The organism is Pararhizobium sp. LjRoot235 (genome assembly GCF_964254145.1).
In the GTDB taxonomy this organism is placed as follows: domain Bacteria; phylum Pseudomonadota; class Alphaproteobacteria; order Rhizobiales; family Rhizobiaceae; genus Pararhizobium.
Map to the genome: position 1 here is coordinate 2,865,847 of NZ_CAXUSP020000001.1, position 15,429 is coordinate 2,881,275.

The window sequence follows — 15,429 nt, forward strand, 5'->3', positions numbered from 1 at the left end:
GTTGCGCGCGGATGATTTCACCTGTTCCCGGAAACCTGACGCTAAAGCTATTTGGTTGAAAAACAGGTAATATTCGGTGAAAAAATCACCTGAAAGAAACAAAGGACAGACACCTTTGACACCCGCGGAAGAAACATCGATCGCCATCCTCGCATGGCTGGCAAACGAGCCGGAACTGCTTGGACGTTTCCTGGCATTGACGGGTACCGATCCATCCTCCTTGCGCCATGCGGCCACCGATCCCGGCTTTCTGGCCGGCGTCGTCGACTTCCTGATGGGCCATGAGCCGACGCTGCTTTCCTTCTGCGCGGCGACCGGCACGCGGCCCGAAGACGTCGTGCGCGCGCATATGGTTCTGTCCGGTCCGCCCGGAGATTTCTGACAATGGCCGAACTGCTCGACCTCGACCATGTCCGGCTGACGGACCGGCCACTGATCGTCTGCGATGTCGATGAGGTCGTGCTCGAGTTCCTGACGCCGTTCCGCAATTTCCTGCGCGCCTCCGGCCGCGACCTCTTGCCGCGATCGTTCCGCCTGCATGGCAATATCGTGCTGCTCGAGAGCGGCGAGACGGTCGCCGACGACCTCGTCTCGGCCCTGCAGGAGGAATTTTTCACGCGACAGGAGGAATGGCAGACGCCGGCGGCGCTTGCCGTCGAGACGCTGGCCGAACTCGCTGAAGAGGCGGACATTGTTTTCCTCACCGCCATGCCGCCTCGCCATGCCGTCGTTCGCCGCGCCCTGCTCGACCGTTTCAGTCTCGGCTATCCGCTGGTTGCCAGCAAAGAAGCGAAAGGTCCCATCGTCAAACGGCTGCATGCCGGGCGCAAGCTTCCCTTCGTTTTCATCGATGACATCTCGCATAACCTTCATTCCGTTCGCGAACACGCTCCGGACTGTCTTCTCGTCAATCTGATGGTGAATGCTGATTTCCGGCGGTTGGCGCCCGACCCCGGGGAAGGCATCGCCAAAGCGGACGACTGGACGGACGTGGCGCGGATCGTCCGCGTCCATATTTCCCGCTAGCGTCCGCGTCGTTTCCATCAGCGCAGCTCCAGTCGCATCAGCGGGCGTCCATCCTTGCGTTTGGCCACCTCCGCAAAGCCGGCGGCCTCGAAAATGCGGGTCGAACCGACATAAAGGCCGATCGATTTCGACTGCTTGGTCCTGTCGATCGGACAGGCCTCCAGAACGCGCGCCGCGTTGCCCTTGGCAAACAAGATGGCTTCCGACAGCATTTTGTGGCTCAACCCCTTCCCGCGCTGAGGGTGCGGCATGTAGAAGCAACTAACGGCCCAGACTGCGGGATCCGTCGCGTCCCCGGGCGAAAGCGGCCTCGATACCGTTCTCGGCGAATTCCATTGCGGCAGGTCGGCGCGCGGTCCGACCTGCACCCACGCGATCGCCTGCCCGCCGCGATAGCCGAGCAGGCCGGGGGGCGGCCCTTCAGCCACGCGATCGTGCATGAACATGCGCTTGGCATCCGCGTTCATTGCCTGGCGCTCTTTTGCGGAAACCCGAAAATAGGTGCACCAGCAGCCATAGCAGGCGCCCTGTGGTCCGAAAAGTGTCGCAAAATCGTCCCAGCGATCCGGCGTCAGCGGCCGTGCTTCGAAATCTTCCGGCGTCACGTTCCCTTCCCTTTCGTCTTGAGACTCGGCAGTTTACGGCGTAACCTGAAGATGTTCAACATTTGTTCCCATCATGACCGCAAACGAGGCCGCCATCCCGGGATTTTGCCGCGACTGCTTAAAACAGGCGACAGGCGGACGACGCTGCTCGGCCTGCGGCAGTCCGCGGCTGCTTTACCATGCCGAACTCTACCAGCTGACGCTTGCCCACATCGATTGCGACGCTTTCTATGCGTCCGTCGAAAAACGCGATAATCCTGATCTCGCCGACACGCCCGTGATCATCGGCGGCGGCAAGCGCGGGGTCGTCTCGACCGCCTGCTATATCGCCCGCATCCACGGCGTGCGCTCCGCCATGCCCATGTTCAAGGCGCTGGAGGCCTGTCCGCAGGCGGTCGTCATCAAGCCGGACATGGAGAAATATGTCCGCGTCGGCCGGCAGGTGCGCATGCTGATGCAGGAGCTGACGCCCCTCGTCCAGCCGCTTTCGATCGACGAGGCCTTCCTGGAGCTCAAGGGGACGGAGCGGCTGCATCACGATCCCCCTGCCCGGACGCTCGCAAGATTCGCCCGCCGCATCGAAGAGGAGATCGGCATCACGGTCTCGGTCGGCCTCTCCTATTGCAAGTTCCTCGCCAAGGTCGCCTCCGACCTGCAGAAGCCCCGCGGCTTTTCGGTCATCGGCGCTGCCGAGGCGCTGAACTTTCTGAAAGAGAAGCCGGTCACACTGATCTGGGGTGTCGGCAAGGCCTTTGCCACGACGCTGGAGCGCGACGGCATCCGCACCATAGGTCAATTACAGGCGATGGAAGAAACCGAGCTGATGAAGCGCTACGGCACGATGGGCCAGCGCCTCTATCGGCTCTCGCGCGGTCAAGACGAACGCACTGTGGAAATAAACGGCGAAGCCAAAAGCGTTTCGTCCGAAACTACCTTCAACGACGATCTCTGCGACTATGGTGATCTGGTTTCGCATCTGCGCCGGTTGAGCGAACAGGTGGCGCACCGGCTGAGGAAGGCCGGTATCGCCGGCCAGACCGTCGTGCTGAAGCTGAAGACCGCCGACTTCAAGAGCCGCACCCGCAATCGCCGCCTCGACAGCCCGACACGGCTGGCCGACCGCATTTTCCGCACCGGCATGCAGCTTCTCGACAAGGAAACCGACGGCACGAAATTCCGCCTGATCGGCATCGGCGTCACCGATCTCTCCGATACGGATCTCGCCGACCCGCCCGACCTTGTCGATACCCAGGCGACGCGCCGGGCGGCGGCGGAAGCTGCGATCAACGTGCTGCACGACAAGTTCGGCAAGACGACGGTCGAGACAGGCTACACGTTCGGCAGGGGCCGGCGCGGGAAGTAGCACAATCAGCGCGCGTTCCCGGCGGAACAGCAAAGTTTCCTTAAATCTCTCAGGCTAGGCTCATCCTTCATTTCCTGCGTCCGGATGTGTTCATGGTTTTGCGTTTCGCATTTGGCATCGGCCTTGTCTTTGCCCTCTCCGCCAGCACCGCACTTGCAGCCGGTAGCCCGGCTCCCTTGCAGATCGTCGTCTCCAAGGACCAGCAGTCGCTGGTCCTCTACGACGGCGACACGGTGATCGCCACCTCCAACGTCTCGACGGGCAAGGCCGGTCATTCCACGCCGACCGGCATCTTCTCCATTCTGGAAAAGCGCCGCTTCCACAAGTCGAACATCTATTCGAACGCACCGATGCCGTTCATGCAGCGGCTGACCTGGTCGGGTATCGCCCTGCATGCGTCGAATCACGTTCCGGCCTATCCGGCATCGCACGGCTGCGTGCGAATGCCGGAGGATTTCGCCAGGCAATTGTTCAAGATGACCGGCCGCGGCCTGCATGTCCTGATCTCCGATCGCCAGTTGACGCCAGTCGCCATCTCCGATCCCTTCCTCTTTCAGCCAGCGGTCGCAGAGCCCGCATTGCTTTCGGATGTGACGCTGCGGCCGAGCGTCTCGCAGGTTCACACGAAGACAGTTGAAGTTGCCACGATTGAGGCGGAACCGGCCAAACCGGCAACCGTCGAAACCGGGCAAGAACCGCCAATCCGCATGCTGATTACCCATCGCGGAGAGCGCGAGATCACGCTCGATGTCCAGACGCTGCTCAACGCGCTCGGTTATGCAGCCGGTATTTCGGATGGTTATGCCGGCCCTCAAACCGTGGAAGCCATCAAGGCCTTCCAAACCGCGGAAGGGGTCGCCGTCGACGGCCGGATGACGCCCGGCTTCGTGGGGGCGCTCTATGCCAAGGCCGGCAAGGGCAAGCCGCCGAACGGGCAGCTTCTGGTGCGCCGCAATTTCGAGCCGCTATTCGAAACGCCGGTGGTGATCGCCCAGCCCGAGATCGCGCTCGGCACACATTTCCTGCAGTTCCAGAACAGCGACGCCTCGACGGGCAAGGGCGAGTGGTTCGCCATGACGCTCGACAATGCGCTGCCCGGTCCGATAAAGAAACGGCTTGGAATTACCCTCGAAGAGGATGCGATGGCCTTCAATGCCGTCCAGCGCACGATGGGTCGCATCACCATCCCCGACGATGCACGCCAGCGGATCAACGAGTTGCTGACCGAGGGATCGTCGATGACCATATCCGACATGGGCCTTGGACAGGAAACCGGTGACGGTACCAACTTCGTGACAATCACCCGAAGCGGGCCCTGAGCTGCAGGGAGGCGTTCTGCTACACCAGTTCGACGTCGATCACGCCGGGAGCTGTTCGGAGCGCCGCGGCGATCTCGGCCGAGATGCGGTATTTCTCGCTAAGCTCCACCTCGATCTCGCGCTGACCATTGTCCTTGATGACGATGAAGGAAACGAGCCCGTCACCCTTGGTGTTCAGATGCGTGGCGACCGAGCGCAAGGGGCCGGAATCGCGAACATAAACCCTCAGCGCCTTCTGCAGCTGCAGCGAGCGTTCCTCCAGAGATTGCAGTGTCTGGATGCGCAGGCCGATACCCTCCGGACGCTCTTCCGCCTGCACGGTCATCACCAGCGATTTTCCGGGTTCGAGCAGGTCTCGATACTGGTTGAGCGCCTCCGAAAACAGCACCGCCTCGAACTGGCCGGTCGAATCGGAAAAGGCGATGATGCCCATCTTGTTGCCGGTGCGGGTCTTCCGCTCCTGCTTCGAGGTTACCGTGCCCGCAAGCCGGCCGGCAGTCGCGCCCTTTTTTACCGAAGCGGCGAAATCGGCGAAGGTCTGGACGCGGATCTTGGCGAGCAGGTCGTTGTAGGTGTCGAGCGGATGGGCGGAGAGGTAGAAGCCGAGCACCTGGAATTCGCGATGCAGCTTCTCCGAAGCAAGCCATGGCGCGTAGGCCGGCAGGCTGATCTTTTCCGGCCCGGTGGCCGCCCCTGCCCCGAACATGTCGCTCTGGCCGCTGACCTTGTTGGCCTGGGCGATCTGCGCAAAACCGAGGACGCGGTCGAGGCCGCCCACGAGTTCGGCCCGGTCATGGCCGAAGCAATCAAAGGCGCCGGCGCAGATCAGGCTTTCGAAGACGCGGCGGTTCAGCAGCTTCGGATCGATCCGGAGGCAGAAGTCCTCGAGATTGGCGAAGGGCTCGTCTCCACGCACCTCGACGATGTGATCGACAGCCGCCTCGCCGACGCCCTTGATGGCGGCCAGCGAGTAGTAGATGCGGTTGTCACCGGTCTCGAAGCGCCTGAAGGAGGTCTGCACCGACGGCGGAATAACGTCGATGCCGAGCCGGGCTGCATCCTGGCGGAAATCGTTGATCTTGTCGGTGTTCGACATGTCGAGCGTCATCGACGCCGCCAGGAACTCGACCGGATAATGCGCCTTCAGATAGGCCGTCTGGTAGGAAACGATGGCATAGGCGGCCGCGTGCGACTTGTTGAAGCCGTAATTCGCGAATTTGGCGAGCAGATCGAAGATCATGTCGGACTGCGCCTTGGAGACGCCATTGGCGACGGCGCCGTCGACGAAGCGGGCACGCTGCTTGTCCATCTCCTCCTTGATCTTCTTGCCCATGGCGCGGCGCAGAAGGTCGGCTTCGCCCAGCGAATAGCCGGACAGGACTTGGGCGATCTGCATCACCTGTTCCTGGTAGACGATAACGCCCTGCGTTTCCTTGAGCAGATAGTCGATTTTCGGATGGATCGATTCGATCTCTTCCTCGCCATGCTTGCGGGCGTTGTAGACTGGGATATTCTCCATCGGGCCCGGACGATACAGCGCCACCAGCGCAATGATGTCCTCGATGCAGTCCGGCCGCATGCCGATCAGTGCCTTGCGCATGCCGGCACTTTCCACCTGGAACACGCCGACGGTGTCGCCCTTCGACAGCATCTCGTAGGTTATCTGGTCGTCGAGCGGCAGCGCTTCGAGCTTGACCTCGATGCCGCGCTTGGCGATGAAATCGACGGCAACCTTGAGCACCGTCAGCGTCTTCAGCCCGAGGAAGTCGAACTTCACCAGCCCCGCCTGCTCCACCCACTTCATGTTGAACTGGGTGACCGGCATGTCCGAGCGCGGATCGCGGTACATCGGCACGAGCTGCGACAACGGCCGGTCTCCGATGACGATGCCGGCGGCATGGGTCGAGGCGTGGCGGTAGAGGCCCTCGATCTTCTGGGCAATATCCAGAAGCCGGCCGATCACCGGCTCCTTGTCGACCTCCTCCTGGAAACGCGGCTCCTCTTCGATCGCCTTCGACAAGGGCGTCGGATTGGCCGGATTGTTCGGCACCAGCTTGCAGATCTTGTCGACTTGGCCATAGGGCATTTCGAGCACGCGGCCGACGTCGCGCAAGGCGGCGCGCGCCTGCAGCGATCCGAAGGTAATAATCTGCGCTACCTGCTCCCGGCCATACTTGCGCTGGACGTAGCGGATCACCTCTTCGCGGCGGTCCTGGCAGAAATCGATGTCGAAGTCGGGCATCGAGACGCGGTCCGGATTGAGGAAGCGTTCGAACAGCAGCGAGAACCGCAGGGGATCAACGTCGGTGATGGTGAGCGCATAGGCGACCAGCGATCCCGCACCTGAACCGCGGCCCGGCCCGACGGGGATATCCTGAAGCTTCGCCCATTTGATGAAGTCGGCAACGATCAGGAAGTAGCCCGGGAACTTCATCTTCTCGATGACGCTGAGTTCGAAGTCTAGCCGCTCGCGATAGTCCGTCTCGGAGTAGCCGGGCGATATGCCCAGCTTCTGCAGCCGGTCTTCCAGGCCCGCGACGGCCTGACGGCGCAGTTCGAGCGCCTCGGCGCGTTCAGCTTCCGCCGGATCGTCAGAGGCTCCGGTGAACCGCGGCAGGATCGGTCCGCGGGTCTTGAGCACAAACGCGCAGCGCCTGGCGACCTCGATCGTGTTTTCCAACGCCTCCGGCAGGTCGGCAAACAGCGCCGCCATGTCCTTGCGGCTTTTCAGGTAGTGATCCGGCGTCAGACGGAAGCGGCTGTCATCCGACACCATCGCATTGTGCGCCACGGCCATCAGCGCATCGTGCGCCTCGAACTCAGCCGGCGACGGAAAGAACGGCTCGTTGGTCGCGACCAGCGGCAGCTCGAGCTTGTAGGCGAGGTCGATGATCCGCCCCTCGTGACGGCGATCATATTTGCCGTGACGCTGCAATTCGACGTAAAGACGGTTCCCGAACAGTGCGGCCAGCGTTTTCAACCGGGTCTCAGCCTGAGCCGGATGACCGGACTTCAGGGCCATATCAACCGGTCCGCCCGACGCGCCGGTCAGCGCGATCAGGCCTTCCGTTCCGACCTCCTGCAGCCAGGACAAGGCAATGCGGACGGATTGGTTGCCTTCGCCGCCAAGATAGGCGCGACTGACGAGATCGACGAGACGGACATAACCGGCATCCGTCGCAGCGATCAGCACGATCGCCGGAAGTTTCGCCAGGTGCTGCGCGTGCCCGCGCTTCTCGCCCTCGGCCTCATCCTCCATATCAATCGACAACTGGCAGCCGATCAGCGGCTGCAGGCCGTCATCCACGCATTTCAGCGAAAACTCAAGCGCTGCAAACAGATTGTTGGTGTCGGCAATACCGATCGCGGGCTGCCCGTCCGCCACGGCCTTGCCAATGATCTTCTTGATCGGCAGAGCCCCTTCGAGCAGCGAAAAGGCCGAATGAACGCGAAGATGCACAAACTGCGGAGATGCTTCACCGTCCTGCTGCTTGTCGTTTACTGCATCCGCCATCGCGCACCCCGATTCCCATGAGGGCCTGAGGATATCCCGTTTCCGCCCGCCGGTGTCCAGATTTCATCCGCCAGGCAGCGGCTTTTTCATGTGACCTACCGCTTGTCCACAGCCGGGCATATGAAGCACCCACCGCTATCATGAGAAAACGCGCGTCACATCCCCATGACGATAATCGAAAAGCTGGCCACGAACATGGCGATTGAGGTGAAAGCAGCGAGGTCCCGAAGAAAGTCAGTCATTGCAAGGCTCCTTTTTCCGTTATGTTCTTATCTTGTTCTATTTATGTTCACTCGTCAAGCAACAACAGCAGATCTTCCGTCTCGGCATTCGCGAGATGGTAAACAGTTTCAATCGGGGCTTCCTCCGACAGTGAGGACCTCTGGACGCCTGCAGGCGAGCCGACTAGTCTCACGCCGATGACAATCAAAGGGCTTAGAAATGAGGATGTCACTGGCCGTCATGACGGCGTTTATTGGCCTTTCCGCAACTGCGGCGCAGGCTGCCGAAGCGATCGATCCCGAGCGCATCGTCTCCGCCGCCACCGGCGACTGGGACAAGGACGGCAGCTTGGATCTTGCAATGCTGGTTTCAGCGCCTGAGGGCAGCGAGGAGGATCACACGGTCTATATCTACCTCGATGACGGAGATACCGCGCGGTTGAAATTGAAAACCGTGGCGCCGAACAAGGTCTGGGGGGACCATATCATGGCCGGTCGAGCCCCCTTGATCGCTGCCTTGCCGAACGGCTCGATCCTGATCACGTCACATAACGACTCCATCGGCCGCAACCGCTGGGAGCAGAAGCTGACCGTCGCCTACCGGAATTTCGATTTCGTGGTCGCCGGATACACCTATTCGTCTTACGACACGCTCGATCTCGACAACACCTCGGAATGCGATTTCAACGTGCTCACGGGCAAGGGCAAGAGCAGTGGCAAGCCGATCGCCACCAAGGGCGAAATCGTGCTGCTGAAAGATTGGTCGGACGATCGCGGCCAGTCGGCCTGTGGCAACGAATAGGGTTGCTTCATAGCGCCGTGTTCGCTGCTAAAGTTCCACGACCTTGCCATCCTCGATGGTGACGCGGCGGTCCATGCGCGACGCGAGCTCATAATTGTGCGTGGCGATCATGGCCGCGAGCCCTGATTGACGCACCAGCGCTTCCAGCGCTTCGAAGACATAGCCTGCCGTTTCCGGATCGAGATTGCCGGTCGGTTCATCGGCCAGCAGCACCAACGGCGCATTGGCGACGGCCCTGGCGATCGCAACACGCTGCTGCTCGCCGCCCGAAAGTTCCGAGGGGCGATGCTCGGCGCGGTGGCCGATACGCATATAGTCGAGCAGCGCTGCGGCCCGTTCGCGCGCCTCAGCCTTGTTGAGGCCGGCGATCAGCTGCGGCATCATGATATTTTCGATTGCCGTGAATTCCGGCAGCAGATGGTGGAACTGGTAGACGAAGCCGATGTCGTTGCGGCGGATCGCCGTGCGCTGCTCGTCGCCGAGGGTGCCGCAGGACTGGCCGTTGATCAAAACCTCGCCGGCATCCGGCCGCTCGAGCAGCCCTGCCAGATGCAAAAGCGTCGACTTGCCGGTGCCCGACGGCGCCACGAGCGCGACCGTCTGCCCCCCATGCAAGGAAAAGTCGGCGCCCTTGAGGATCGACAGAACGCCCTCGCCCTGGGTGTAATGACGCTCGACGCCGGAAAGCTGCAATGCCACGCGCGCATTCATCGTGTCTGTAATCCTCATTTATTCGTAGCGCAGAGCCTGAACCGGATCGAGGCGCGAGGCGCGCCAGGCCGGAAAGATCGTGGCAAGGAAGGATAGGCTGATCGCCATGACGACGACTGAAATGGTCTCGCCCGGGTTCATGTCGGCCGGGAGCTGGCTCAAGAAATAGAGCTCGGGATTGAACAGCGTCGTGCCGGAAATCCAGGAAAAGAACTGCCGGATGGATTCGACGTTGAGGCAGACGACGATGCCAAGGAGCACGCCCGCGAAGGTGCCGACGATACCGATCGCCGCGCCTGTCATGAAGAAGATGCGCATGATCGAACCGGAGGACGCGCCCATGGTGCGCAGGATGGCGATGTCGCTGCCCTTGTCCTTCACCAGCATGATCAGGCCGGAGACGATGTTGAGCGCCGCCACCAGCACAATCAAAGTGAGGATCATGAACATGACGTTGCGCTCGACCTGCAGGGCGGAAAAGAACGTCTTGTTGCGGTCGCGCCAGTCGCTGATCAGCACCTGGCGGCCGGCGGCATCTTCGATCGGCTGGCGCAGGTCATCGACCAGATCCGGATTGGTGACGAAGAGCTCGATCGACTGGGCGATGCCTTCGGCGTTGAAATAGAGCTGCGCCTCCTCAAGCGGCATGAAGATGATCGAGGCGTCATATTCCGACATGCCGATCTCGAAGATCGCCGAGACGGTATAGGACTTGACGCGCGGGTTGACGCCCATCGGCGTCACGTCGCCCTCGGGCGCCACCAGCGTGATAGTGCCACCGGCGGTGATGCCGAGCTGTTCGGCCATGCGTGAACCGATGGCAACACCGGTTCCGGCCGTATAGCCGACGAGGTCGCCGGACTTGATATGATCGGAGATGGATCTCATCTTGATGAGATCATCGGCGCGCACACCGCGTACCAGAGCACCGGTGCCCGCCCCGCCCGGCCCCGAGGCGAGCGTCTGGCCCTCGATCATCGGGATCGCCATGGTGACGCCCTTGACGCCGGAAAATTTCGCCGCCAGGTCCGCATAATTGTCGAGCGGCCCGTCGAGCGGCTGGACGATCATGTGGCCGTTGATGCCGAGAATGCGCGAGATGAGCTCGGTGCGAAAGCCGTTCATCACCGCCATGACGATGATCAGCGTCGCCACGCCGAGCATGATGCCGATGAAGGAAAAGCCGGCGATCACCGAAATGAACGCTTCCTTGCGCCGCGAGCGCAGATAGCGCCAGGCCACCATGCGCTCGAACGTCGAAAACGGACGGCTCGACGGCGGCTGAACGGCGGCCGCTGCCTTGTCCTGCTCTAGCGTGGTGGCGCTCATCCCGGCTCCCTTATTTCGAAGCAGTCAGCTTGTTGATCGCAGCCTCGATGGTCAACGTCTCGCGGGCGCCAGTCTTGCGATCCTTGAGCTCGACCTCGCCGTTTGCCACGGAGCGTGGACCGGCAATGATCTGCACCGGCACACCGATCAGGTCGGCGGTCGCAAACTTGGTGCCGGCGCGATCGTCCTTGTCGTCATAGAGCGGATCAAGGCCGGCCTTGTTGAGCGCGCCATAGATAGTTTCGCAGGCAGCGTCGCAAGCGGCGTCGCCGGATTTCATGTTGATCACGACAGCATCGAAAGGCGCAATCGAAGCCGGCCAGATGATGCCGTTTTCGTCATGCGATGCCTCGATGATCGCCGGCACCAGCCGCGTCGGACCGATGCCGTAGGAGCCCATATGCACCGTGTGCTCCTTGCCGTCCGGCCCTTGCACCTTGGCGCCCATGGCTTCGGAGTACTTGGTGCCGAAATAGAAGATGTGGCCAACCTCGATGCCGCGCGCGGAGACCTTGGCGCCTTCCTCGATTGCGTTGAAGGCGGCCTCGTTGTGCATCTCCGAGGTGGCGGCATAGAGCGACGTCCACTTGTCGAAGATCGCCTTCATTGCAGCCGCGTCCCAGAAATCGGTGTCTTCGGCCGGAACGTCGAAGTCCAGGAAATCCTTGTGGCAGAACACTTCCGATTCGCCGGTGTCGGCGAGGATAATGAATTCGTGGCTGAGATCGCCGCCGATCGGGCCGGTGTCGGCACGCATCGGAATGGCGCGAAGCCCCAGGCGCGAGAAGGTGCGCAAATAGGCAGCAAACATCCGGTTATAGGAATCCACCGCGCCTTCACGATTGAGATCGAAGGAATAGGCGTCCTTCATCAGGAACTCGCGCGAGCGCATGGTGCCGAAGCGCGGGCGGATCTCGTCGCGGAACTTCAGCTGGATATGGTAGAGGTTGAGCGGCAGGTCCTTGTAGGACTTCACATAGGAGCGGAACACATCGGTGATCATCTCCTCGTTGGTCGGGCCGTAGAGCATCGGCCGGTCCTGACGGTCCTTGATGCGCAGCATTTCCTTGCCGTAGGCGTCGTAGCGGCCGCTCTCCTGCCAGAGTTCGGCCGATTGCAGCGTCGGCATCAAAAGCTCGACGGCGCCTGCCCGGTTCTGCTCCTCACGGATGATGGCGTTGACCTTGTCCAGCACCCGTTTACCCAGCGGCAGCCAGGTATAGATGCCGGCCGACTGCTGCCGAACCATGCCGGCGCGCAGCATCAGGCGATGCGATACGATCTCCGCTTCCTTCGGGTTTTCCTTCAGAATGGGCATGAAAAAGCGGGACAGGCGCATGAACGGGTTCCGGAACTTGAAGCACTTCGCACTATCGTTGGATTCGGGCGAAATAACGTTGAGCTTGCAGCCCCCTCACGCTCAACGAGCATGCAACGGTCACTGCTGTTTGATTATGTACCGCGACGCTCCGACCAGCCGATTCAGTAAGAGGGATACACCGCGCCCAAGCGTTCATAGACGCTTCGCGACAGGAAGAAAACCCGTCATCTTCGCTGGCGTCATAGCGAGAGGAGCCGGCGTTTCGGGCGCTGAAAAAGCGGTCAAGGAGGTGCGGCAAAAAGGCACGGAAGTAACATCAACCCGACAGATATTGTCAACGGAAAAATTTTGCTCGACTGTAGCAAAAATGCAAAAAAATCAGATGACAACGCATAATGTTTAAGCTAGTTTCGGCTCACAAAAGAGGCAGGGAGATTAAATTCTTGTCGATTTCGCGGTCAAGTCTTGGGAGGATAAGATCTTAGGCGCGGTCACACGCAGCCACCGGTAACGGATAAGGATCACGCGATACTTTAAAAAACAGGGCTTTTAGCCTTGTTTTTTTTTGACTTTTGAGAAAATTGATTCCCCGCCAAAAGCGTCGCCGCTCCAATCGTGTCTATTCCGTGGCAAGGCACCTCGACCGCATTGACCCGACCATCCGTAAGCCGTCGCTATCGCAACAGTGAATATCTCAACAACGACACGTTCGATTTGATCTTAGTAAAATTTCGGCGCGAATTGCGGAATTGCGTCCAAACCGTAACCAAGGCGCACGGAGAGGATATACCACGCGAAGTGGATAACGCCAGCGAGCGCCGAGGTCAGAAGAAAAACACGCAGCGCCCGGAAGCGCGCCGGCGCGCTCTCGACGCTGCCGGGCACGACCTCATTCTCCTCAGCCTGGGTGCGCAGACCGATCGGCAGCACGATGAACAGCGTCAGCCACCAGATGATGAAGTAGATCGCAAAGATGGAAAAGATCGGCATCGTGGTCTCTCACTGCGAAGGATGCTGAACGAGCTCCCTTTGGCATTGTCTATCGGCTGGCGTTATACCGCTTTCCGGCCGCTCGGACAAACGTCCGGCTCGCGCCCTTCTGTCACACCTCTTCCAGTTCGATCAGCGTGCCGAAGAAATCCTTGGGATGAAGAAAGAGCACCGGCTTTCCATGCGCCCCGATCTTCGGCTGGCCGTCGCCGAGAATCCGCCCGCCCGCAGCGACAAGACTATCGCGGGCGGCGATGATGTCATCGACCTCGTAGCAGATATGATGCATGCCGCCGTCCGGGTTCTTGGCAAGGAAGGCTGCGATCGGCGAGGCTTCGCCCAGCGGCTCCAGCAGTTCCACCTTGGTGTTTTCAAGCGTCACGAAAACCACGCTGACGCCATGTTCGGGCAGCGCATCCGGCGCGGTAACCGAGGCGCCCAGCACCGACCGGTATTTTTCCGCCGCCTCGGCAAGGTTGGGAACGGCCAGAGCGATGTGATTGACACGTCCGAGCATGTGAATTTGCCTTTCGCGTGAACTTTCCGGCTCTCACAGCTTGTTGATGAACACGGTGACGACCGGTTTTTTGCCCCAGACCTCGTTGGCCGTGCCGCGAACCGCCCGTCGAACCGCTTCCTGCACCATGGCAAGATCCTTGCGCTTGCCGCGCGGGATGCTTTCGACGGCGCCAAGCACGGCATCATAGAGCGTATCATTCATGTCCTCGCCCTCGTCGTCGAATTCGGGCAGGCCGATGATGACAACATCTGGATCGGCGTTGAAATCATAGCGTTCGTCAAGCACGACATTGACCGAAACATGGCCGGCAAAGGAAAGCTTGCGGCGCTCGCCGATGCCCATCTCGTCGAAATCGCCGATCAGCCGGCCATCCTTGTAGATACGACCATGAGGCGCCGTGCCGATCACCGTTGCCGGACCGGGCGCGAGCCGCAGGATATCTCCATTGCGTACCCGCGGAACGGTCTTGATGCCGGATTGCAGGCCGAGTTCGGCCTGTGCCGTCAGATGAGCCGCCTCGCCATGAACCGGCACGAGGATCTGCGGCCGTGTCCATTCGTACATCTGCTGCAACTCGTGACGGCGAGGATGGCCGGAAACATGCACGAGGGCTTCGGTATCGGTGACGATATGGATGCCCTGCTCGACGAGGCCATTCTTGATGTCGTTGATCGCCTTCTCGTTGCCGGGAATGGCGCGGGAAGAAAACACCACCGTGTCGCCGGCCGTGAAGGCAACGTTACGCATTTCGTCGCGGGCGATCTTTGCGAGCGCTGCGCGGGATTCTCCCTGGCTGCCGGTGAGGATCACCACGACCTTGTCGCGCGGGATATAGCCGAACTCATCTTCGGCGATAAACGGGTTCAGCCCCTCCATCAGGCCGACATCGCGGGCCACGGCGCAGACACGCCTCATCGAACTGCCGAGCAGAAGGACTTCGCGACCGGCGGCGGCGGATGCCTTGGCGATCGAGCGGATACGGCCGACATTGGACGAGAAGGTGGTGATCGCAACGCGACCGGTTGCGTTCTCGATGATCTTGGTGAGGCTCGCCGAAACTTCCTCTTCCTGGGGCGACACGCCATCGCGCATCGCATTGGTGCTGTCGCACATCAGCGCCAGCACGCCCTCGTCGCCGATCGCGCGGAACCGCGCCTCGTCTGTCAACGGACCCAGTGAAGGCGCATGATCGATCTTCCAGTCGCCGGTATGGACAATATTGCCGAGCGGCGTGCGGATGACGAGCGACGTCGGCTCGGGGATTGAGTGGTTAACGCCGACCGCCTCGATCTCGAAGGGACCGACATTAATCCGGTCGCCCTGCTTGAAGATCGTGATCGGTACGTCGGTGCGCGTTCGTTCGAAATTGCGTTTGGCGTCAAGCATGCCGTCCGTAAACGGCGACGCATAGACCGGCACGTTCAGGCCCGGCCAGAGATCGGCGAGCGCGCCGTAGTGATCTTCATGGGCATGCGTGATGATGATGCCCTTGAGGTTCTTGCGCTCCTCCGCCAGGAATCGGATGTCAGGCAGCACCAGGTCAACGCCCGGCAGGTCCGGCCCCGGAAAGGTCACGCCGCAATCGACCATGATCCACTGGCGGCTGGACGGCGCACCATAGCCGTAAAGGGCCAGGTTCATGCCGATTTCCCCAACTCCGCCCAGCGGCAGGAAGACGAGTTCGTCTTGTTTGCTCATTTAATGATTG

At 61.0% G+C, this 15,429-nt stretch carries 13 protein-coding genes; 5 read left to right on the plus strand and 8 right to left on the minus strand.

The features are described 5' to 3' along the window. Positions 1 to 115 precede the first annotated feature (115 nt). Positions 116 to 382 carry a DUF3572 domain-containing protein gene (locus ACSQ2Z_RS13830; RefSeq protein ID WP_436081716.1) on the plus strand — a complete coding sequence of 89 codons (267 nt, stop codon included), beginning with the start codon at positions 116 to 118 and terminating at the stop codon, positions 380 to 382. Positions 383 to 384: 2 nt separating this feature from the next. Further along, positions 385 to 1,026 carry a hypothetical protein gene (locus ACSQ2Z_RS13835; RefSeq protein ID WP_436081717.1) on the plus strand — a complete coding sequence of 214 codons (642 nt, stop codon included), beginning with the start codon at positions 385 to 387 and terminating at the stop codon, positions 1,024 to 1,026. Positions 1,027 to 1,043: 17 nt separating this feature from the next. On the opposite strand, the gene ACSQ2Z_RS13840 is transcribed toward ACSQ2Z_RS13835, so the two are convergent. Further along, positions 1,044 to 1,631, minus strand: a complete 588-nt coding sequence (locus tag ACSQ2Z_RS13840) for a GNAT family N-acetyltransferase (protein WP_436081718.1) — start codon at positions 1,629 to 1,631, stop codon at positions 1,044 to 1,046. 73 nt (positions 1,632 to 1,704) lie between these two features. On the opposite strand from ACSQ2Z_RS13840, the gene ACSQ2Z_RS13845 reads away from it, so the two are divergent. Next, a complete protein-coding gene (locus ACSQ2Z_RS13845) occupies positions 1,705 to 2,994 on the plus strand; it encodes a DNA polymerase IV (protein ID WP_436081719.1) in 1,290 nt (429 codons plus the stop codon). A gap of 98 nt (positions 2,995 to 3,092) precedes the next feature. Then, positions 3,093 to 4,313 carry a L,D-transpeptidase family protein gene (locus ACSQ2Z_RS13850; RefSeq protein ID WP_436083076.1) on the plus strand — a complete coding sequence of 407 codons (1,221 nt, stop codon included), beginning with the start codon at positions 3,093 to 3,095 and terminating at the stop codon, positions 4,311 to 4,313. Positions 4,314 to 4,332: 19 nt separating this feature from the next. On the opposite strand, the gene dnaE is transcribed toward ACSQ2Z_RS13850, so the two are convergent. Next, complete coding sequence (dnaE, locus tag ACSQ2Z_RS13855; protein WP_436081720.1) at positions 4,333 to 7,827, minus strand: DNA polymerase III subunit alpha; 3,495 nt, start codon at positions 7,825 to 7,827, stop codon at positions 4,333 to 4,335. A 441-nt stretch (positions 7,828 to 8,268) separates the two neighbouring features. Here dnaE and ACSQ2Z_RS13860 point away from each other — a divergent pair, with 441 nt between their 5' ends. Continuing rightward, a complete protein-coding gene (locus ACSQ2Z_RS13860; protein ID WP_436081721.1) occupies positions 8,269 to 8,850 on the plus strand; it encodes a hypothetical protein in 582 nt (193 codons plus the stop codon). A gap of 27 nt (positions 8,851 to 8,877) precedes the next feature. On the opposite strand, the gene ACSQ2Z_RS13865 is transcribed toward ACSQ2Z_RS13860, so the two are convergent. The 6 genes from ACSQ2Z_RS13865 to ACSQ2Z_RS13890 all read right to left on the minus strand — a co-directional run bounded on the left by ACSQ2Z_RS13865 (position 8,878) and on the right by ACSQ2Z_RS13890 (position 15,419). Beyond that, complete coding sequence (locus tag ACSQ2Z_RS13865) at positions 8,878 to 9,561, minus strand: ABC transporter ATP-binding protein (RefSeq protein ID WP_113005663.1); 684 nt, start codon at positions 9,559 to 9,561, stop codon at positions 8,878 to 8,880. A gap of 18 nt (positions 9,562 to 9,579) precedes the next feature. Next, positions 9,580 to 10,890: a lipoprotein-releasing ABC transporter permease subunit gene (locus ACSQ2Z_RS13870; RefSeq protein ID WP_436081722.1), complete on the minus strand. Its 1,311-nt coding sequence runs from the start codon at positions 10,888 to 10,890 to the stop codon at positions 9,580 to 9,582. A 10-nt stretch (positions 10,891 to 10,900) separates the two neighbouring features. Then, positions 10,901 to 12,229 (minus strand): proline--tRNA ligase, encoded by a 1,329-nt coding sequence (gene proS / locus ACSQ2Z_RS13875; RefSeq protein ID WP_436081723.1) that lies wholly within the window; start codon positions 12,227 to 12,229, stop codon positions 10,901 to 10,903. A 702-nt stretch (positions 12,230 to 12,931) separates the two neighbouring features. Continuing rightward, positions 12,932 to 13,201: a DUF1467 family protein gene (locus tag ACSQ2Z_RS13880; protein ID WP_436081724.1), complete on the minus strand. Its 270-nt coding sequence runs from the start codon at positions 13,199 to 13,201 to the stop codon at positions 12,932 to 12,934. Between the two features lie 112 nt (positions 13,202 to 13,313). Continuing rightward, positions 13,314 to 13,718, minus strand: coding sequence for a methylmalonyl-CoA epimerase (mce, locus tag ACSQ2Z_RS13885; RefSeq protein ID WP_436081725.1), 405 nt, complete (start codon positions 13,716 to 13,718; stop codon positions 13,314 to 13,316). Positions 13,719 to 13,751: 33 nt separating this feature from the next. Next, positions 13,752 to 15,419 carry a ribonuclease J gene (locus tag ACSQ2Z_RS13890; RefSeq protein WP_436081726.1) on the minus strand — a complete coding sequence of 556 codons (1,668 nt, stop codon included), beginning with the start codon at positions 15,417 to 15,419 and terminating at the stop codon, positions 13,752 to 13,754. Between the last annotated feature and the right edge of the window lie 10 nt (positions 15,420 to 15,429).